At 63.0% G+C, this 18535-nt stretch carries 20 protein-coding genes; 9 read left to right on the top strand and 11 right to left on the bottom strand.

Going from position 1 to position 18535, the window contains the following annotated elements; translation table 11 throughout:
* Nucleotides 1-65 precede the first annotated feature (65 nt).
* The gene (locus tag ACFQ6H_RS02240; RefSeq protein WP_378634256.1) at nucleotides 66-1457 is read right to left on the bottom strand and encodes an MFS transporter; all 1392 of its coding nucleotides are present in this window, start codon (nucleotides 1455-1457) and stop codon (nucleotides 66-68) included.
* A 174-nt stretch (nucleotides 1458-1631) separates the two neighbouring features.
* Between ACFQ6H_RS02240 and nhaA the strand changes: the two genes are divergently transcribed.
* The 3 genes from nhaA to ACFQ6H_RS02225 are packed head-to-tail and all read left to right on the top strand — an operon-like array spanning nucleotide 1632 to nucleotide 4426.
* Entirely contained in the window at nucleotides 1632-2966 is a 1335-nt protein-coding gene (gene nhaA, locus ACFQ6H_RS02235; RefSeq protein ID WP_378643381.1) for a Na+/H+ antiporter NhaA, read from the top strand.
* The gene (locus ACFQ6H_RS02230; RefSeq protein ID WP_230816512.1) at nucleotides 2963-3472 is read left to right on the top strand and encodes a phage holin family protein; all 510 of its coding nucleotides are present in this window, start codon (nucleotides 2963-2965) and stop codon (nucleotides 3470-3472) included. Before nhaA ends, ACFQ6H_RS02230 begins: the two co-directional genes overlap by 4 nt.
* A 15-nt stretch (nucleotides 3473-3487) precedes the next feature.
* Nucleotides 3488-4426, top strand: a complete 939-nt coding sequence (locus ACFQ6H_RS02225; protein ID WP_378643376.1) for an alpha/beta fold hydrolase — start codon at nucleotides 3488-3490, stop codon at nucleotides 4424-4426.
* A 3-nt stretch (nucleotides 4427-4429) separates the two neighbouring features.
* Here ACFQ6H_RS02225 and ACFQ6H_RS02220 read toward each other — a convergent pair whose 3' ends face one another.
* Genes ACFQ6H_RS02220 through nth form a run of 4 tightly spaced genes read right to left on the bottom strand, consistent with a single transcriptional unit; the run spans nucleotide 4430 to nucleotide 7778 of the window.
* Nucleotides 4430-5620 (bottom strand): MarP family serine protease, encoded by a 1191-nt coding sequence (locus ACFQ6H_RS02220; protein WP_003946095.1) that lies wholly within the window; start codon nucleotides 5618-5620, stop codon nucleotides 4430-4432.
* The gene (locus ACFQ6H_RS02215) at nucleotides 5617-6336 is read right to left on the bottom strand and encodes an NUDIX hydrolase (RefSeq protein ID WP_378643370.1); all 720 of its coding nucleotides are present in this window, start codon (nucleotides 6334-6336) and stop codon (nucleotides 5617-5619) included. Before ACFQ6H_RS02215 ends, ACFQ6H_RS02220 begins: the two co-directional genes overlap by 4 nt.
* Nucleotides 6333-6986: a TlpA family protein disulfide reductase gene (locus ACFQ6H_RS02210; protein ID WP_378643366.1), complete on the bottom strand. Its 654-nt coding sequence runs from the start codon at nucleotides 6984-6986 to the stop codon at nucleotides 6333-6335. The genes ACFQ6H_RS02215 and ACFQ6H_RS02210 overlap by 4 nt, the downstream gene beginning before the upstream one ends.
* A 6-nt stretch (nucleotides 6987-6992) precedes the next feature.
* Complete coding sequence (gene nth / locus ACFQ6H_RS02205; protein ID WP_003943471.1) at nucleotides 6993-7778, bottom strand: endonuclease III; 786 nt, start codon at nucleotides 7776-7778, stop codon at nucleotides 6993-6995.
* A gap of 80 nt (nucleotides 7779-7858) precedes the next feature.
* On the opposite strand from nth, the gene ACFQ6H_RS02200 reads away from it, so the two are divergent.
* The 6 genes from ACFQ6H_RS02200 (at nucleotide 7859) to ACFQ6H_RS02175 (ending at nucleotide 12605) form a co-directional block, all read left to right on the top strand.
* A complete protein-coding gene (locus ACFQ6H_RS02200; protein ID WP_019746620.1) occupies nucleotides 7859-8131 on the top strand; it encodes a hypothetical protein in 273 nt (90 codons plus the stop codon).
* Nucleotides 8132-8386: 255 nt separating this feature from the next.
* Entirely contained in the window at nucleotides 8387-9061 is a 675-nt protein-coding gene (locus ACFQ6H_RS02195) for a Crp/Fnr family transcriptional regulator (protein ID WP_003943506.1), read from the top strand.
* A 129-nt stretch (nucleotides 9062-9190) separates the two neighbouring features.
* A complete protein-coding gene (locus tag ACFQ6H_RS02190) occupies nucleotides 9191-9661 on the top strand; it encodes a DUF1348 family protein (protein WP_378643362.1) in 471 nt (156 codons plus the stop codon).
* A 15-nt stretch (nucleotides 9662-9676) separates the two neighbouring features.
* Entirely contained in the window at nucleotides 9677-10237 is a 561-nt protein-coding gene (locus tag ACFQ6H_RS02185) for a TetR/AcrR family transcriptional regulator (RefSeq protein ID WP_378643358.1), read from the top strand.
* 98 nt (nucleotides 10238-10335) lie between these two features.
* Nucleotides 10336-11628, top strand: a complete 1293-nt coding sequence (locus ACFQ6H_RS02180; protein WP_378643354.1) for a carboxylesterase family protein — start codon at nucleotides 10336-10338, stop codon at nucleotides 11626-11628.
* Nucleotides 11629-11678: 50 nt separating this feature from the next.
* A complete protein-coding gene (locus tag ACFQ6H_RS02175; RefSeq protein ID WP_230816521.1) occupies nucleotides 11679-12605 on the top strand; it encodes a LysR substrate-binding domain-containing protein in 927 nt (308 codons plus the stop codon).
* Nucleotides 12606-12662: 57 nt separating this feature from the next.
* Here ACFQ6H_RS02175 and ACFQ6H_RS02170 read toward each other — a convergent pair whose 3' ends face one another.
* From ACFQ6H_RS02170 to ACFQ6H_RS02145, 6 genes are all read right to left on the bottom strand, one after another.
* Nucleotides 12663-14021 carry an MFS transporter gene (locus ACFQ6H_RS02170; protein WP_378445733.1) on the bottom strand — a complete coding sequence of 453 codons (1359 nt, stop codon included), beginning with the start codon at nucleotides 14019-14021 and terminating at the stop codon, nucleotides 12663-12665.
* 184 nt (nucleotides 14022-14205) lie between these two features.
* Nucleotides 14206-15201: an amidohydrolase family protein gene (locus tag ACFQ6H_RS02165; RefSeq protein ID WP_235171169.1), complete on the bottom strand. Its 996-nt coding sequence runs from the start codon at nucleotides 15199-15201 to the stop codon at nucleotides 14206-14208.
* 3 nt (nucleotides 15202-15204) lie between these two features.
* A complete protein-coding gene (locus tag ACFQ6H_RS02160) occupies nucleotides 15205-15726 on the bottom strand; it encodes a 3-hydroxyanthranilate 3,4-dioxygenase (protein ID WP_003943511.1) in 522 nt (173 codons plus the stop codon).
* On the bottom strand, nucleotides 15723-16175 hold the full coding sequence (locus ACFQ6H_RS02155; protein WP_138871577.1) for a RidA family protein: 453 nt from the start codon (nucleotides 16173-16175) through the stop codon (nucleotides 15723-15725). The genes ACFQ6H_RS02160 and ACFQ6H_RS02155 overlap by 4 nt, the downstream gene beginning before the upstream one ends.
* Nucleotides 16172-16945, bottom strand: a complete 774-nt coding sequence (locus ACFQ6H_RS02150) for a 2-keto-4-pentenoate hydratase (RefSeq protein WP_378445731.1) — start codon at nucleotides 16943-16945, stop codon at nucleotides 16172-16174. The genes ACFQ6H_RS02155 and ACFQ6H_RS02150 overlap by 4 nt, the downstream gene beginning before the upstream one ends.
* Before the next feature lie 42 nt (nucleotides 16946-16987).
* The gene (locus ACFQ6H_RS02145) at nucleotides 16988-18463 is read right to left on the bottom strand and encodes a 2-hydroxymuconic semialdehyde dehydrogenase (RefSeq protein ID WP_378643349.1); all 1476 of its coding nucleotides are present in this window, start codon (nucleotides 18461-18463) and stop codon (nucleotides 16988-16990) included.
* Nucleotides 18464-18535 lie beyond the last annotated feature (72 nt).

Here is an 18535-nt window from a genome sequence, read left to right as displayed (position 1 = left end):
CCCACCCACACACCTGTGCTCCCATTTTTAACCCCCCGGCCTAAAAAACCCCCCCCACAGCAGGGTTATGCCCCTACATCATCCAGCGACTCACCCTTCGTCTCACGCATGACCAGCAGCGCGACAAACGTCAGTGTCGCCGCTACGAGGAGGTAGATGCCGACCCAGCCGACGCCGTAGTTCTTCGCGAGGTAGACGGCGATGAACGGCGCTACCGCAGCGCCCAGAATGCTGGCGGTGTTGTACGCGATTCCCGAGCCCGTGTAGCGGACGTTGGTCGGAAAAAGTTCCGGGAGAACGGCACTCATCGGACCGAAGGTCAGGCCCATGAGCAGCATGCCCACGATGAGGAACGCCAACATGCGTCCGTCGTTCATTCCGTCCGGTTCGAGGAACACCCCGAAGGTCAAGCCGAACACCATGATCAGGCCGGTGATGATCAGCAGCGTGATCCGGCGCCCGTAACGGTCGGCGAGCCAACCCGAGACCGGCACGGCGGCAGCGAAGAACACGACTGCGATCAGCTGTAGGACAAGGAAATCGGTGTATTTGAAGCCCGCACCGGTTCCGCCGTCGGCCGCCGTCTTGCCGGTTCCGTGACTGAGCACCCAGGTGGTCATGATGTAGAAGAGCGTGTACGTCGCGAGCATCACGAACGTACCGATGATCAGCTGGCGCCAACTGGTCTTGAACACCTCGGCGACCGGGGTCTTGACCTTCTCGCCGCGCTCGACCGCACGCGCGAACACCGGGGTTTCTTCGAGCTTGAGCCGGACGTACAGGCCGATCATCACCATGATTGCGCTGAGCAGGAACGGAATTCGCCAACCCCAGCTCAGGAAAGCTCCCTCGAGGTCCGGGCTGGAATTGTCGTGGTTCATGAACAGCGTGATGATCAGGAACAGGCCGTTGGCCATGAAGAAGCCGATGGGGGCACCGAGTTGTGGCCACATCGCCGCCCAGGCCCGCTTGCCTTCCTTGGCTGTCTCGGTCGCGAGTAGGGCAGCACCCGACCATTCACCGCCGAGTCCGAGACCTTGGCAGAAACGCATGAGCGCCAACAATGCCGGGGCCAGCAGACCGATCTGGTGATAGGTGGGCAGCAGACCGATGAGGAAGGTCGCGATGCCCATCGTCAGCAGCGAGCCGACCAGCGTTGCCTTGCGTCCGACGCGGTCCCCGAAGTGCCCGAAGAGGATCGAGCCGAGGGGGCGGGCGACAAACGCGAGTCCGAACGTCGCCAATGACGCGAGAAGCGCGGTGGTGTCGTTGCCCTTCGGGAAGAACAGGTGCGGGAACACCGATACTGCCGCGGTTGCATAGATGTAGAAGTCGTAGAACTCGATGGACGTACCCACCATGCTGGCAACCACGATTCGGCTGCGTGGCACTCCGGCGACGGTATCTACTCCACCGTCCTCGGGCTTGGGTGGGTTCTCACTGACTGACGTGCTCAAAGCATGCTCCTGCGCCGATATTCGGAAGATGTCCAATTGGTGGGATGCTGTCCCAATCAGTAGGAATTGAACACCCGCGGGGTTTTCCTGCGCAAATCCGACTCCGCGAATTCGGCTCAGCGGGCAATCCGCGATAAAATTCCGTAAAGGTGAGCCGGGAAGTCTGGTCGGCACGTGCATTCGATGCGTCACAACGTCGAGCACGTTCATGTCTGTTGCATCCGGATTCGGTTGCACGAACAAAGGTCGTCCCCACGCGTGATCTCCACTCTGCGTTCCGAACTGTCCCGCTATCTCCGCACCGAAACGGTGGGCGGATCGATACTCCTGATCGCCGCTGCCGTCGCTCTGATCTGGGTGAACTCACCTTTCGGTGAGAGCTACATCGCACTACGCGACTTCCAGATCGGCCCGTCCGCACTCCATCTCGACCTCAGCCTGGGCACGTGGGCGCAAGACGGACTGCTTGCCGTCTTCTTCTTCGTCGCCGGCCTCGAGCTCAAACGCGAACTGGTGGTCGGCGAACTCGCGGACCGTAAAGCCGCGATGCTGCCGATCATCGCGGCGTGCGGCGGCGTCCTGGTCCCCGCGATCATCGCGGCGTCCATCGGCTTCGGCACACCCGGCATGGACAAGGGCTGGGCCATTCCCGTCGCGACGGACATCGCTTTTGCCCTCGGCGTGCTCGCGCTCACCGGCTCGAAGATCCCGGCGAGCGCCCGAGTTTTCCTGCTCAGCCTGGCCGTCGTCGACGATCTGCTCGCGATCATCCTCATCGCCGTACTGTTCACCGGTTCCCTCGCGATGCTGTGGCTGCTGACCGCGGCCGCCGCCCTGGCTGCCTACGCCTACGCCCAACACAAACGCATCACGACGACGTTCCTCTACGTCCCGCTGGCACTACTTACCTGGTACGCGATGCACGAAGCAGGGATCCACGCCACACTCGCCGGCGTCGCGCTCGGCCTACTCACCCGGGTCAGGCGTGATCCGGACGAGGAGTACGCGCCGGGCAGCCGTCTCGAGCACCGCATTCAGCCGTACTCCGCAGGCTTCTGCGTTCCCGTCTTCGCACTGTTCGCCTCCGGTGTTCCGATCAACGCCGCGGTACTCGGCGACATTTTCACCGACCCAGTCGGGCAATCGGTTGTCGTCGGTCTTCTGGTCGGCAAAACCGTCGGAATCTTCGGGATTTCCCTGCTCGCGATCAAATTGGGGATAGCAACCAAACCCAAGACACTGGAATTGAGAGACATGTTTGCCCTCTCAGTTCTCGGTGGCATCGGGTTCACCGTTAGCCTGCTTGTAGCAGACCTCGCATTGGACGGGGTCGGCGATGGCAGCGAGGCCGAGATAGCGAAGGCCGCAGTTCTCGTGACATCGTTGGTGGCATCGCTGATCGGATCAGCGCTGCTGTGGCGACGTGGACGGGTTCATGCGGCTCGAGACGACGCTTCCACCGCCATTGCCACGGACGCGAGAGAACTACCTGGAGAGGTCGACAAGTGAGCTTGACCAACGGAGAGAGCCAGCGCTTCACCGGAGATGGAGTACCGAACACGGTCTCTTCCATCCCTCTCACCGATGTGGACGCCCGCACGCCGGGCGAGGCCACAATCGGGGCCCTCGTCAAGGATGCGACCGCACAGGTCTCCACCCTCGTGCGCGCCGAGGTTGAACTCGCCAAGGCCGAGGTCACGGGCGAGGTCAAGAAGGGCCTGCAAGGCAGTGTCTTCTTCATCCTGGCCTTCACAGTTCTGCTGTTCAGCTCGTTCTTCTTCTTTTTCTTCCTGGCCGAGATGCTCGACACCTGGGTGCCGCGCTGGCTGGCGTTCCTCATCGTCTTCCTGATCATGGTGGTGACCACCGCGATTCTGGCGCTGCTCGGTTATCTGCGCGTGCGCAAGCTGAGGGCTCCGGAGAAGACGATCGAATCGCTCAAGCAGGCCAGGAACGTCATCCCCGGCAGCCATGACGACGCAAAGCCGTCCGTCGATTTCAACGCGCGCCGGTAGCGAGTCTGATCGAAAGTGGCAGCCCCAGATCCATCCACCGTCAGGTTCGACGGCCCCTGGATTCACCGGGACATTCACGCCAACGGCATCCGGTTTCACGTCGTCGAGGTAGGCGACGCGGAGCCGGATGCTCCGTTGGTGGTCCTGTTGCACGGATTCGCCGATTTCTGGTGGTCCTGGCGCCATCAGCTGACGGCGCTGTCCGAGCAGGGCTTCCGCGTCGTCGCGATGGATCTTCGTGGGTACGGCGATTCCGACAAGCCCCCTCGCGGCTACGACGGTTGGACGCTCGCCGGTGACGTAGCCGGCCTCATTCGCGCGATGGGTTACGGCAAGGCCACGCTGATCGGTCATGCCGACGGAGGTCTGGTGTGCTGGGCGACCGCCCTCCTGCATCCACGCCTGGTGCGGTCCATCGCGCTTGTCTCGTCACCACACCCGATGGCGCTCAAGCAAGCCGTCGTCCGCGACCCCTATCAGCGCCGGGCACTGTTACCCTCGTTCCTGGCCTACCAGGTACCGCTGCGCCCGGAGCGACGGCTGACGGCCGACAAGGGCGCCGAGGTGGAGCGCCTCGTTCGTTCGCGGTCCGGCCCCACCTGGCCGCAGCAACCCGAGTTCGCGGACGTCATGAGCAAGATGCGATCCGCGATCCGGATCCCGGGCGTCGCGCATTCCACGTTGGAGTACCAGCGCTGGGCCTTCCGCAGCCAGCTCCGCCCCGAAGGGCGTCGCTTCATGAAGTTGATGGATCAGGTGCTTCGCATCCCGATCCTCCAGATCCACGGCGAACTGGACCCGTACGTCCTGACGCGCACCGTGCGCCGCGACAGGCACTGGGCACCTACCGAGAAACTCCACACCATCGCAGGCGTCGGCCATTACGCACATCAGGAAGCCCCGGAGCGCGTCAACAGCACGATCCTGCACTTCCTGACCGACGAGCCTTCCTGACCGCTACAGAATGCAGGCGCCGGTCGGCACGGGCGTCGAGGCCGACGCGGCCGCGTTCAACTGACGCGAGACCTCCTGCGCGGTGAGGACGAATCCGGTGTCGCTGTCGTCGACGGCAGCGCCGAACACGACGCCGAGGACCCGTCCCTGATCGTCGACCATCGGTCCACCCGAGTTGCCCTGCCTGATGGATCCGCGAACGGTGTAGACCTCGCGCTGGGTGGTTCCGGCCTTGTAGATGTCCGGCCCGTTCAGGTTCAAAACCTCACGAACGCGGGCTGCGCTGGCCGTGTACGGACCACCGCCGGGGTAGCCGAGTACCAATGCGTTGTCACCGGTCCGAGCCTGCTCCGGAGCAAACGGCAGCACCGGCGCATCCAATCCGGGAACCGCCAGAATTGCGATGTCGACGGCGGAGTCGAAGAGAACCACCTGCGCGGGCAGTGCGCCCTCCATGGTGTCCACCGTGATGCTCTCGGTTCCGGCGACCACGTGGGCGTTGGTCATGACGCGTTCGGGGGCGACGATGAATCCGGATCCCTCGAGCGCGCGCTGGCAACTCGGTGCGACACCGTTGATGCGGAGGACGCTCGGACGCAACTGCGCCGCCAACGGACTGGCCAGAACGCTCGCGTCGGGTGCTTCGACCTCGGTGATGGGCGTGCGCCCGAACGGGCCGATGACGTCCGGCAGGCCGGAGGTGTCGAGCAACGCCGAAAACTCGGTCGGGATGCGGCGCAGCCACTGCGGCGCCACTTCGTCGACACTGGCGAGTACATCCGAACCACGAACAGCGGCGGCAATATTCGGCTGCGACGAAGAAGTGAGCGGAATCGCGAGCAACCACGCCGCGACCACGACAGCCACCGCCTGGAGACCCGCACCGATGACGCTGTCGACGGATCGCGCCGTCGGACTGTGCATTCCGCTGCGCGCTGCGCGTCCGAGCACCATGCCGGCGACCTCGCCGATGATGACCAACACCACGATCAGCGAGATGCCCGCGAGGATGCGAAGTTTGCCTTCGGTGACGTGCACGAGCAGGTGCGGCGCCAACAGAATGCCGGCGACGGCACCGAGGATCACTCCGACAAACGCCAGCGCCGACGCCACCGCGCCCTGCCGCCATCCGGACGTGGCCGCGATGAGAGCGACCAGAACGATGGCGATGTCCACCCAACGAGAACCTGTCATCGCGGCACCGCCGAATCCTCGACACCTTCACCGAACTCGGACAGCGCTGTGTCCAGGTCTCTCACGTCCTCGTAGTTCCACGGAATCTCCCAGCCGGACACCGTGAACAGCGCCGCGAGGATTCCTGCTGTGAACCCCCAGACCAGCATGCCGTCGGCGCGGAACGCCGGGCCCTGGTATCCGAGGGGATGGCGAACCTGAAACCGGTTGTCCGGGTCGAGCAACGTGCGCAGTGGCACCCTGGCGACCCGTCCGACCTCGCCCTCGTCCTGAATGCCCACCGTCGTCGGCTGCTCCCAGTAGCCGAGCACCGGCGTCACGTCGAAACCTGACGGCGGGATGAAGATCTCCGGCAGCACGGTGAGCGGCTGAACACCGCTCGGATCGAGTCCGGTCTCCTCCTGCGCTTCACGCAGCGCGGTGCCGATGGGACCGTCGTCGCCCGGGTCTGCTGCGCCGCCGGGGAACGCGACCTGTCCGCTGTGCTGACGCATCGTCGACGCCCGCTGGGTCAGCAAGACGTCTGCGCCATCAGGCAAGCCGCCGACGGCCAGAGGGTCGGCCTCACGCGGGCCGCCGAAGAGCACCAGCACCGCGGCCGGACGCGTCACGGTGCCTCGCGGCGCACGACGCTCGAGGACGGGGTTGATCCGGTGGGGATCGGTGGGCTGTGTGCTGGCGACAGCACGCAACCACTCGGGAACCGATGTACTCATACGACGACTCCCAGATATTGCGCCGCAGCGGCGGCGATTTCGTCCGCACTGCGGAAAGGTTGGGGCAAGACCTTGGCGACTGTTCCATCCGCGCGCACGAGCACCGAGACCGGCAGCACCGGCGGTGCGCCCACCGCGATCCGCACCTTGCCGTCACCGTCCTGGACGCCGGGCAAACGCACGGAGTAGTCGATGAGTCGCGTCAAAGCGTTCTCCTGATTCGGATCGGAATGCACCGTCAGAACGTTGATGCTGCCGTCGGCACGCTCCGCGAATTCCTGAAGGTACGGAAGCTCTTCGGCGCACGGCGCACACCAGTACGCCCACAGATTGAGCAGAGTCGGCTTTCCGCCCACCGCTGCGGCAAGGTCGACGGGCGCTCCGTCGGAGACGCAGTCGAGGGTGATTCCGGCGAGAGCCGAGCCGACAGGCGCTTCGCTGGTCGGAGTCGGGCAGGGGGCGAGAGCCGCCTGGCTACGGAGTTGATCGAGCGATTCCGACGACGGCGTGAACGTCGGCGGCTGATACGCGGACGAGGACGGACCCGTCGACGTAGGCGTCGTGTCGTCTCCCCCGCGGGGCCAGATCGCCACGACGAGAGCGGCGACGACCACGAGCGCAGCGAGAGACCATCTTCCGGCACTTGTCATCGGCGATCACAACCCTGCCAGGGCGAGCAGGTGGTCGGTCTCGGGGCCTTTCACCAGGGCCGCGGCCTCGGTTTTGTCGGTCGGGCCGAGACCGTACGACGGGCAGTCCTTGGCCAGAACGCACACTCCGCACGCCGGCTTGCGCGCGTGGCAGACCCGTCGGCCGTGGAAGATCACGCGATGTGAAAGCAGCGTCCATTCCTTACGTTCGATCAGTGCCCCGACGGCGTGTTCCACTTTGACGGCGTCTTCTTCCTCGGTCCATTTCCACCGCCGCACGAGCCGGCCGAAGTGGGTGTCGACGGTGATTCCCGGAATGTCGAAGGCATTGCCCAGCACGACGTTCGCGGTCTTGCGTCCGATGCCGGGGAGTTTCACCAGATCTTCGAGCTTGTTCGGGACCTGACCGTCGTGGCGTTCGAGTAGCGCCTGACCTAGTCCGATCAACGACGTCGTCTTGTTCCGGTAGAAGCCGGTGGAGCGGATGTACTCCTCGAGTTCGGTCCGATCGGCTTCCGCGTATGCCTTGGCGTCGGGATAACGCGCGAACAGTGCGGGCGTGACCATGTTGACGCGGACGTCGGTGCACTGCGCCGACAGGATTGTCGCTACTGCCAACTCCAACGGTGTCGTGAAGTCGAGTTCGCAATACACGTGCGGAAATGCCACGGCGAGCTCACGATTCATCCGACGCGCCCGGCGCACCAATCCGAGGTGTGATTCTTCTTTCCGCGCACCCCCCGAACGCGGTTTCTTCCGCTGCTCTGAACTGCCTGTCGGGGTGGTCTGCACTCAGACAACTGTACGGATACGACATGAGTGGAGACTCCGTCGTGTCGATTCTGAGACCTTCGACGTGTTTACTTCCCCCTATGCAAGGACTCGCAGTAATTCTCTTTCCGCTACTGCTGATGCTCTTTGCCCTGGCGATGGAACGAGTCGAAGGGCGATTGCGTCGGCTCTCGGTTCAAGAGCACGAAGTAGAAGACTTCCTCGATCAGGCAAGTCACGACGACGTCGCCCGCCTGGCAAGCGATGGGTTTCCCCATGCTTTCGCTCGCTTCCACAGGAAGCGGAAGGGCCGTCAGTCGGAGGCTCCCGAAAGCGCCAGCCTGGGCGAAATCCGGACACAACGGGCAAGTTGACGGCCATACAAAGTAGTCATCACGGCGGATTCCGGAAGAATTTTCGGCTCTTACGTGGCATCAATCACTCGTCGCGAGCTATCGGGACGTAGACTTCGATGCCGTACCTGTTGCATTGAACACAGATTGCATTGGACACAGTGTCTCACTCATGAGGGCTGAGCCTGTGTACGACGGTTTGTGCGCAGCGCGGGTACAAAGATAGATAGCGCAAAAATGACACCACAAACGAACAAATCCCAACAAGGAGCGCACGTGGACGACGTCCTGGCAAGAGCCGGCATCTTCCAAGGAGTCGAGCCCTCAGCGGTAGCGGCGCTGACAAAGCAGCTGCAGCCCGTCGACTTCCCCCGTGGACATGTCATCTTCAACGAAGGTGAGCCCGGTGACCGCCTGTACATCATCGTGTCCGGCAAGGTGAAGATCGGTCGACGCTCACCCGACGGTCGCGAGAACCTGCTGACGATCATGGGCCCGTCCGACATGTTCGGCGAACTGTCCATCTTCGACCCCGGCCCCCGCACCTCGACGGCTACGACCGTCACCGAGGTTCGCGCCGTGAGCATGGACCGCGACGCTCTCAAGGCATGGATCCAGCAGCGCCCCGAGATCGCCGAGCAGCTGCTGCGCGTTCTCGCCCGCCGACTGCGTCGTACCAACAACACCCTGGCCGACCTGATCTTCACGGACGTTCCCGGCCGTGTCGCCAAGGCGCTCCTGCAGCTCGCGCAGCGCTTCGGCACTCAGGAAGGTGGCGCCCTGCGCGTCACCCACGACCTCACGCAGGAAGAGATCGCCCAGCTCGTCGGCGCTTCCCGCGAGACCGTCAACAAGGCACTCGCCGATTTCGCACACCGCGGATGGCTTCGCCTCGAAGGCAAGAGCGTCCTGATCTCGGATTCCGAGCGTCTGGCCCGTCGCGCACGCTAGTTCTTCCTGTACTACTTTTTCGGCCGCTCCCACTTCGGTGGGGGCGGCCGAAGTCGTTCCCTGGACTCTTATTGTACCTATCGGTAAAGTCTGTACCGATAGGTACACGTCTATTGGAGAGGCCGCATAATGACCGTCCGAGCACCAATTCCGCCCTTCACCCACGAAACCGCCACCCAGAAGGTCCGACTTGCCGAGGACGGATGGAACTCGCGCGATCCACAGAAGGTATCGCTGGCTTACACGCCGGACAGTTGGTGGCGTAATCGGTCGACGTTCGTCACCGGCCGATCCGAAATCGTCGAACTTCTGACCGAGAAGTGGACCCGCGAGCTGGACTACCGGTTGATCAAAGAGTTGTGGGCGCACAGCGGCGACCGCATCGCCGTGCGATTCGCGTACGAGTGGCACGATCACGACGGGCAGTGGTTCCGCTCCTACGGCAACGAAAACTGGGAATTCGACGCCGACGGCCTCATGCACCACCGTCATGCCAGCATCAACGACGTCCCCATCGAAGAGTCGGAGCGAAAGTTCTTCTGGGATTCGACCGGACCACGCCCGCACGATCATCCGGGCCTGAGCGAGTTGGGGCTGTGATGAAAGGATGAATCCATGGCCAGACAGGTAGCTGAACGCTCGGACACGATCCCCGCGCTCGCGAACGTGTTTCGAACCTACGGGTTCGACGGAGCGAGCCTGGCCGTGATCACCGAATACACCGGTTTGGGCAAAGGCAGTCTCTACAACTTCTTTCCGCGGGGAAAGGAAGAGATGGCCGAGGCGGTGCTCGACGAGATCGACGGATGGTTTCGCACCGAGGTCTTCGAACCGCTTCGAGCGGAGTCGGTTCCACCGAGGCAGCGCATCCAGAGCATGTTCGCCACCGTGGGCGACTACTTTCGATCAGGACAACGCATTTGCCTGTTCGGCGCATTTGCACTCGGTGAAGAACGAAACCGCTTCGGCGCCAGGGTGCGAACCTACTTCGACGAATGGACCGTCGCTCTCGAGGCGGCACTCGCCGGCACCGAAAATTCCACCGGGCTTGCCGAAGAAGCCGTGGCCGGGATCCAAGGCGCAATCGTGATGTCGCGAGCACTGGACGACGACGCCGTGTACACACGAGTGACGACGCGACTCGAAGATCGACTGGTCCAAGCCCTCTCGCCGTAACGCATACCGCACGACCACAAAGGCATTTGTGCCGCAGAATCGAGCTGGCATGCTCGAAAATGCACTCTCGAATCGACAGCACAAGAAGAAAGGAACCCATGCCCTCGTCCGAGACGGTGATCGCATCCACAACTTCGGGGAAGGTCCGCGGCCGAAAGCGCGACGGCTCCTACTACTTCGGTGCGATTCCCTACGCCCGCGCACAGCGTTTCGAGAAACCGCGGCCAGTGGAACCGTTCTCCGACGTCTTCGACGCCACAGCTCCCGGAACGGTGTTCCCCCAACCACCTTCACGTCTCGAACGGATCATGGGACCGCCGCTCCCCGAGCCGGAACAGAGCGAGGACAGCTTCACCGTCACCGTCACAACCCCCTCGCTGACCGGTCACCGCCCAGTTCTGGTCTGGCTGCACGGCGGCGGCTACTCCAGTGGCGGCGGCGCCCTCCCCTGGTACGACGGCAGCGCTTTGTCAGCCGAAGGCGACGTCGTCGTGGTGTCGGTCAACTATCGCGTCGGCGTGCTCGGATACCTTCTCCTCGATGGCGTCAGTGAAGGCAACCTCGGAGTCCACGATCAGATCGCAGCGCTCGACTGGGTGCGCGAGAACATCGAGGCATTCGGCGGCAACCCCGATTCGGTCACCGTGTTCGGCCAGTCTGCCGGCGCTCATTCCGTCGTGAATCTGTTGAGCAGTAACAACTCTCGAACTCTGTTCCATCGAGCAATTCTGCAGAGCACCCCACGACCGGACCTCAACTTCACGCAGGCTGCGGCAATCGAGAACGGCGAGACGTTTGCCCGACTGCTCGACGGAGATCCTCGGACCGCGCCACTCTCCCGCATTCTCGACGCATTCCGCGGCACGGCAATCGAGTTCAGCCAGCGGTCCCCCAACGTCGTTCAACCGCCATTTGCGCCGATTTCCGGGCTTGAACCGGTGACCCGAACTTTCGAGGCAGCGCCGGACGTCATCGTGGGCTACACCCGCGACGAGGGATCCGCGTTCCTGCGCAACGTGGTGGGCGCACCCGATCCCGAAGGTGTCGCCGAAGAAGCACTGACACAGAACATGTTTGCCGAACCAGCGATGGCGCTGGCCGACGCCTTCACCGAAGCCGGTGCGTCGGTGTACACGTATCGCTTCGACTGGACACCGTCCGACGACGTCTTCGGAGCCACCCACTGCATCGAACTGCCCTTCGTGTTGGGAACCGAGCAGTCCTGGCAGGGCTCGCCGATGCTGGGCAGCAGCGACTGGCCGAGCATCGACGCACTGGGCCGTCGTGTGCGCAGGCACTGGACGTCCTTTGCGCACACGGGAAGTCCGGACAGCAGCGAATCGTGGGAGAAGTACACAACGGCCCAACCGATCGGAATCACCTTCTCCTGAGCAACTTCGGGCGCCTACCCACCAAGAGAAATCCCGACTAGGATTGCTCCATGGACATGCCCAAGCTCCTCGACGGGCGACTCAAACTCCGCCATCTCCTGCTCGTCGACGCATTGAGCCGTCAGGGCAGCGTGGTCGGTGCCGCTGCCGCACTTCACATCACGCAACCCGTCGCGACCCGCAGTCTGCACGACATCGAGTCCATTCTCGGTGTCTCGCTCTTCGACCGCGGCCCGCGCGGAATCACCCCGACCATTTTCGGTGAGGCATTCACCACTCATGCTCGGGCCGTGATCGCGCAGCTGACCGAAGCGGGGCGGCACGTCGTCGAGCTTGCCGACGCCAATCGCGGAACCGTCATCGTGGGAACACATCTCGCCGGATCCAACGTGCTGCTTCCGGGCGCCATCGCGCGACTGAAGGTCCAGCACCCCCTGCTCACCGTCATCGTTCGCGAAGGCACACCCGAGCAGTTGCTCACCGATCTGGAAGCGGGTCGGATCGACCTGATCGTCGGCCGACTCACCTCACCTACCGACGACACCGCGATCAGGCGAAACCTCTACGCGGAGTCGGTCGAACTCGTCACCCGCGTGGATCATCCACTCGCTCATCGCGAGGACATCCAACTCGAAGAACTGCGCGGCTTCCCCTGGATCCTGCCGGGTGTCGAGACAGTGCTCCGCCGCGAGCTCGAGGAGTTCTTCGCCCGTAACGGCCTGCCGTTGCCCGAAAATCGCGTCGAGGCAACCTCTTTCCTCACCGTGCGTCAGCTGCTGGTCGAGACCGACATGATCGCGGTACTACCGAGTCTCATCCCCCGAGACGACGCACGTTTGACCACCCTGTCCATCACTCTCGATCCGATCGGGCACAGCGTCGGCATCACCTCGTCGGCGACTCGAACGTCGAGCCCGTCCGCGCAGGCGTTGATCGCGACGCTGAAGTCCTTTGCAGACGAGCTCATGCGACCGTGAAACGTAGATCGGCCCGCTCCCTCGCAGGGAGCGGGCCGATTCGGAACAATCTCGCACTCAGGCGTTTTCGGAGACCCGAATCTCTTCGTTCTCCAGACCCCGCGACGAATCGGGGACAAGCTTGAACAGTGCGATGGCGCCGACCAGGCTGATCGTGCATATCGAGGCGAGGTACCAGGTGACGCCCACCGAAGACCCGGTGGCGTCCAGCAGTGCGGTGGCGATCATCGGCGCCAGTCCGCCGCCGAGGATCGCACCACTCTGGAGGATCAGAGACGAACCGGAGTAGCGGACCTTGGCCGGGAACGTGTCGGCGATGATGCTGCCCTGAACACAATGGGTGACCGGCACGATCAGACCCATACCCAGGAACGCGATGACAGCGATCACTTTGTTCTCGGTGTTCAGTAGCGGGAAGAACACGATGCACCACAACAGGATTGCGGCCGACCCGCCGATGAACATGTGTCGACGCCCGTACTTGTCGGCGATCTTGGTCCAGAACGGTATGGAGAGGAACCAGAGGACAGCCGCCGCAGTCACGCTGAGCACGAGGAACTGCTTGTCGTAGCCCAGATGTTGAGTTCCGTACGACAGAGTGAACACCATGAAGGCGTAGGCCACGGCGGAGTTCGCCAAGCACGCGGCCAGCGTCAGCGACAAACGCGGGAAGCCGACCTTGAGCGATTCACGCAGCGGGAACCGGACTATTTCGCCCTTCTCCATGATCCCGGCGAACGACGGCGACTCGGTGACGCGCAAGCGAATCACCAGACCGATCGCCACCAGAACGAAGCTGAGCAGGAACGGGATTCGCCATCCCCACGAGGCAAACGCGGAGTCCGACATCACGGCATTGGTCGTGAGGAAGATGCCGTTGGCCAGAACAAGTCCGGCCGGTGTGCCCATCTGCGGGAAACCTGCGTACAGATTCTTCTGCCCGGCCGGTGCATGCTCCATCGACATGAGCGTCGCGCCGGCGCCTTCACCGCCCAGACCGATGCCCTGAACGACGCGCATGGCCACCAGAAGGACAGGCGCCCAGAATCCGATGGAGTCGTAGTTCGGGATGAGGCCGATGAGTGTGGAACCGACGCCCATCATCACCAGGGAGACCACAAGTGTGGCCTTGCGCCCGATCCGGTCACCGAAGTGCCCGAACACGAGTCCGCCCACCGGCCGCGCGATGAACCCGACGGCGAAGGTGCTGAAGGCAGCCAGCGTGCCGGCAGTGGGGCTCAGGCTCGGGAAGAATTGTTTGTTGAAGATCAGCGCGGCAGCTGTGCCGTAGAGGAAGAAGTCGTACCATTCGAGAGTTGTGCCGGCCAGAGTTGCCATGGCAACTCGGCTACGGGCAGCTTTCTCCGGCAACGGCTTTCCGTCACTCGTTGTGCTGTTGGATATCTTGTCTGACATCGCGGAACCTATCGATTGGATGGGGCAGGCGGACGATGAAATCTGTAGTCACCGACCCCGTCTTCGGGATTGTCGGCATCACGAGCGTCGTCGATCGTTGTGTTTGGAATTGTGCTCGCTCGAGACATGACTCACAAATGCCGAATTCACCGTCCGCCATACCGGAAAGGGTATAGCCGGGGTCTCAGACGAGACCCAGGAAACGTTCGGCATTCCCCCGCGAGATCAGTTGGCGCGCAGTATCGTCCAAGAACTCACTCTTGCGAACCACCTCACCGACCGGACGCTCCCCCAAGGGGTACGGGTAATCACTACCCACCATCACACGGTCCACACCCACCGTGTCCACCAGCAGTCGCAGCGCACGCTCGTCGAAGACGACGGAATCCACGTAGAACCTTCCCAGGTAATGCGACGGTGGGAACTCCGACGTACCGATGATGTCGTTGCGGCCGTGCCAGGCGTTTTCCATTCGCCCCAACCAGAACGCGAAAGATCCACCACCGTGCGCAAATCCGATCTTGAGACGATCGTCGATCTTGTCGAACACACCACCGAGAATCAGCGCGAGTATCGACAGATGCGTTTCGGCCGGCATCGCGGTGAGCCACTGCGCCATCCAGCGATCGAGACGCGGCGAGTTGGCCATGTCCCACGGGTGCACGAAGACCGGCACGTCCAGCGACGCACAGTGCTGCAGGAACGTCACCACACCTTCGCTGTCGAGGTCCAGATCGCCGACATGATTGCCGATCTCGACCCCGCGGTGCCCGTTCGCGATGCACCGCTCGAGCTCACGGCATGCGGCGTCGGTGTCCTGCAAAGGCACCTGGCAGAACGGAATCAACCGATCCTTCGCCGGCTCCACGATCTCGAGAGCGAGGTCGTTGAAGATCCGTGCAATGCGACTTGCCTGCTCGCCGCTCCGGCCGTAGTTGAAGAACGCCGGAGTGGGCGAGACGACCTGCGTCTGCACGCCGTCGGCATCCATGTCCCGAAGCCGCACCTCGGCGTCCCAGGCATCGGACTGGATGCGGCGGAACTCCTTGGTGCCCATCATGATCATGGCTTCGGTTTCCGACTCGACCTTCAGCCACGGTGCCTGCGGTCCCGCGTCTTCGGTCAGATCCGGCCACCCGTTGGGCACGTAGTGGGTGTGGATGTCGATCAGGTTGCTCATCGCTCAGCCCTTGCCGGGATGGAGCGTGCCGCACTTGTCACACGTGCGGGCTTCTTCGCTCTCGTAGAACTTGACGAACACCGGCGGCAGGTCGGCCACGATGTCACGCACCTGAAGTTCGACCTCGTGAATCTTGTGATCGCATTCGAGGCAGTACCACTGGAACTTCTCGAGCGTGCCTTCCTTGCGGACTCGTTCGATGACCAGGCCGATCGAACCCGCGGTGGGACGCTGCGGCGAATGCGGAATGTCTCCCGGCAGCAACCAGGTTTCACCTTCACGAATGTCGACGCGCTGAGGACCGTCCTCGGTCATGACGTTGACGTGGATGTCACCTTCGAGCTGGTAGAACCACTCCTCGTACGGATCGAGGTGGTAGTCGGTCCGCTGGTTGGGGCCGCCGACGACCTGCACGATGAAGTCGTCTCCCAGCGCCATCGTCTGATTGTTGACGGGCGGCTGCAGGAGGTGGCGGTTGTCGTCGATCCACTTCTTGAAGTCGATGACGGGAGGAATCGTGGTCATGATGCATTCTCCGTATCTTCGGACGCTGAGCGCTTGGCGGCGGGCACGTACGCCACGCCGGAAATTTCGATGAGCAGGTGCGGGTGGGGCAGTTGGTGGACAGCTACGGTCGTTCTCGTCGGACCGTTTTCGTCGAACAGTTCGGCATACACCTCGTTGTATCCACCGAAGTCGTTCATCGACACCAGGTACGAGGTGACCTGAACCAGATCACTCAGTTCTCCGCCCACTTCGGCAAGGATCGCCGCGATGTTCTCGATGACGGCACGGGTCTGCGCCCGAATGTCGAGCGCCGTGGTCCCCATCTCGTCGACCTCGACGCCGACAAACGTGTTGTCGGGCCGACGCGAACTGGTGCCGGAGACGTAGACGAAGTCGCCAACCACCTTGACGTGCGGGAACTTTCCGCGCGGCTTCGCCAGCTTCTCGATGACCTGTGCACCACTCATCGCTTCACACCTTTCACCGTGACGGTTCCGAGGCCGTCGATGCTGCACTGCGCGACGCCCTCGTCGAGTCGCACAGCTGCTGTGGCGGCGCCGGCCAGAATTACCTGCCCCGCGCGCAACGGAATTCGGCGTCGTCGAGCGATGTCGAGCAGTGCGTGCAGAGCTCGCACCGGGTCGCCGAGAATGGCTGCTGTGGTACCGACTACCGTCTCGCCGCCGACTTCCATACGCACGGAACGGTCCTCGACGTTCTGCAGCGGCAGCCAACGCCCGATCACGTACCCGGCGGCACTGGTGTTGTCAGCGACGACGTCGGTGTAGGTGAAGCGGAAGTCGCGGTAGCGCGAGTCGATGATTTCCATTGCGGGAGCCAGTGCGTCGACGCAGGTTTCGATGTCGACGTTCGGATCGTCGAGATCGACGTCCTTCGACAGGCGGTATGCCACTTCGGGTTCGATCTTGGGATGAATGAACGTCGTCAGGTCGACTTCGCCGCCGTTGCTCACGCACATCGCGTCGGTCAACTGACCGACGATCACCTCGGAGACACCCATCTGCGCCATCTTCGCTTTGCTGGTGAAGCCGAGCTTGATGCCCACGATCGATTCACCACGGCTGGTGCGTCGTTCGAGGAGTTCGTTCTGGATCCGGTAGGCCTCGTCGATGTCGATGGTGTGATCGTCGGCGAGGCTGGGGGTATCGGTGCGACTCTGCGCAGCGTCGTCGAGGCGACGGGCGAGCGCGGATACGGTGTCTTCTGGGGCTGTCATCACGCCTCGCTCATTTCTGGAGAACTTTTGCGGTTTCGATGTTCACAGTTGCACACACACGTTTGTCGGTTCGGTGTAGAAGTGCAGTGAGGACTCGCCGCCCTCACGTCCGATGCCGGACAGGCCCATGCCGCCGAAGGGAGATCGCAGCTCACGGGTGAACCACGTGTTGACCCAAGAGATTCCGACGTTCATCTTCTGCGCGACGCGGTGTCCGCGGCGCAAGTCGTTGGTCCACACGGAGGCAGCCAGGCCGTACTCGGTGTCGTTTGCCAGGGCGATCGCTTCGGCTTCGGTGTCGAACGGAATCAGTGCTGCGACGGGTCCGAAGATCTCCTCTCGCACCGCGCGATCCTTGTTGGTCAAGCCCGTCCACAGGGTGGGTTCGATCCAGGATCCGCCCGACAGTTCCTGTCCGAGATCCGGAATACCGCCGCCGGTCAGCACTTTCGCGCCTTCCTGCTCGGCGATCTCGAAGTAGTCGAGTACCTTCTTCCGGTGCGCCTGCGAGATGAGCGGACCGGTGGTCGTCGCAGCGAGCGTCGGGTCGCCCAGCCGCAATCCTGCTGCCCGCTCGACGAGTCCACCGGCAATGTCGTCGAAAATGCTGCGGTGCACGTACACACGCTCGGTGCACAGGCAGACCTGGCCCGTGTTGGTGAACACCGACTTGGTCAGACCCGTCAGCGCTTCGTCGATGTCGACGTCGTCGAACACGATCGCGGCGTTCTTGCCGCCGAGCTCGAACGAGACCGGACGGACCCGCGGGGCAACGGTTTTCATGACATGGGAACCGGTTGCCGAAGATCCAGTGAAGGTGACGCCGTCGATACCGGGGTGCGTGGTGAGGAACTCGCCGGCCGAGTTCGCGCCGAATCCATGGACGACGTTGTAGACGCCGGCAGGCAGGCCGACCTCTTCGAGCACCTCCGCCAGCAACGACGCAGTCGCCGGGGTTTCCTCGGAAGGTTTGACCACCACGGAGTTTCCGCACGCGAGCGCGGGCGCAACCTTCCAGGTCAGGAGAAGCAGCGGCAGGTTCCACGGAACGATGACCGCGACCACGCCGAGCGGCTTGCGGATCGCGTAGTTCAGCGCCTGCTTGCCACCCGCGAGATCGGTGACAAACGATTCCTGTCCGGAAGCGGCGACGATGTCGGCGAAGGTGCGGAAGTTCGTCAGGGCGCGCGCGACGTCGAGTTCGCGTGCCTGCGTGATCGGCTTACCGGTGTCCGCCATTTCTGCGGCGACGAACTCTTCGAATCGTTCCTCGATCCGGTCGGCGGCCCGCCTCAGCAGAGCCGTCCGCTCCCGGACCGGCGTATCGGCCCAACCGTTGTTCAGAGCGCGCCTGGCAGAGGTCACGGCCCGATCGACCAGGGCCTTGTCAGCCTCGTGGACCCGGGCGAGAACACGGCCCGTTGCGGGGTCAACCTGATCGAAGCTCGACGACTCGTCGGGTTCGACATAGGAGCCGTCCACGTAATTGCGGATCCATCCGTCGCATTGTGAGGTCATGGACTAACTATTGGCCCGTGACCCATATCAAACAAATGCAAAAACTGCCGCCAGCTATACCTCGATTGGCAT

Origin of the sequence: Rhodococcus sp. NPDC056506, assembly GCF_042794945.1 — a bacterium.
In the GTDB taxonomy this organism is placed as follows: Bacteria; Actinomycetota; Actinomycetes; order Mycobacteriales; family Mycobacteriaceae; genus Rhodococcus_F.
Note: the sequence above shows the minus strand (reverse complement) of the source record. Positions and strands in the feature narration are given on the sequence as shown.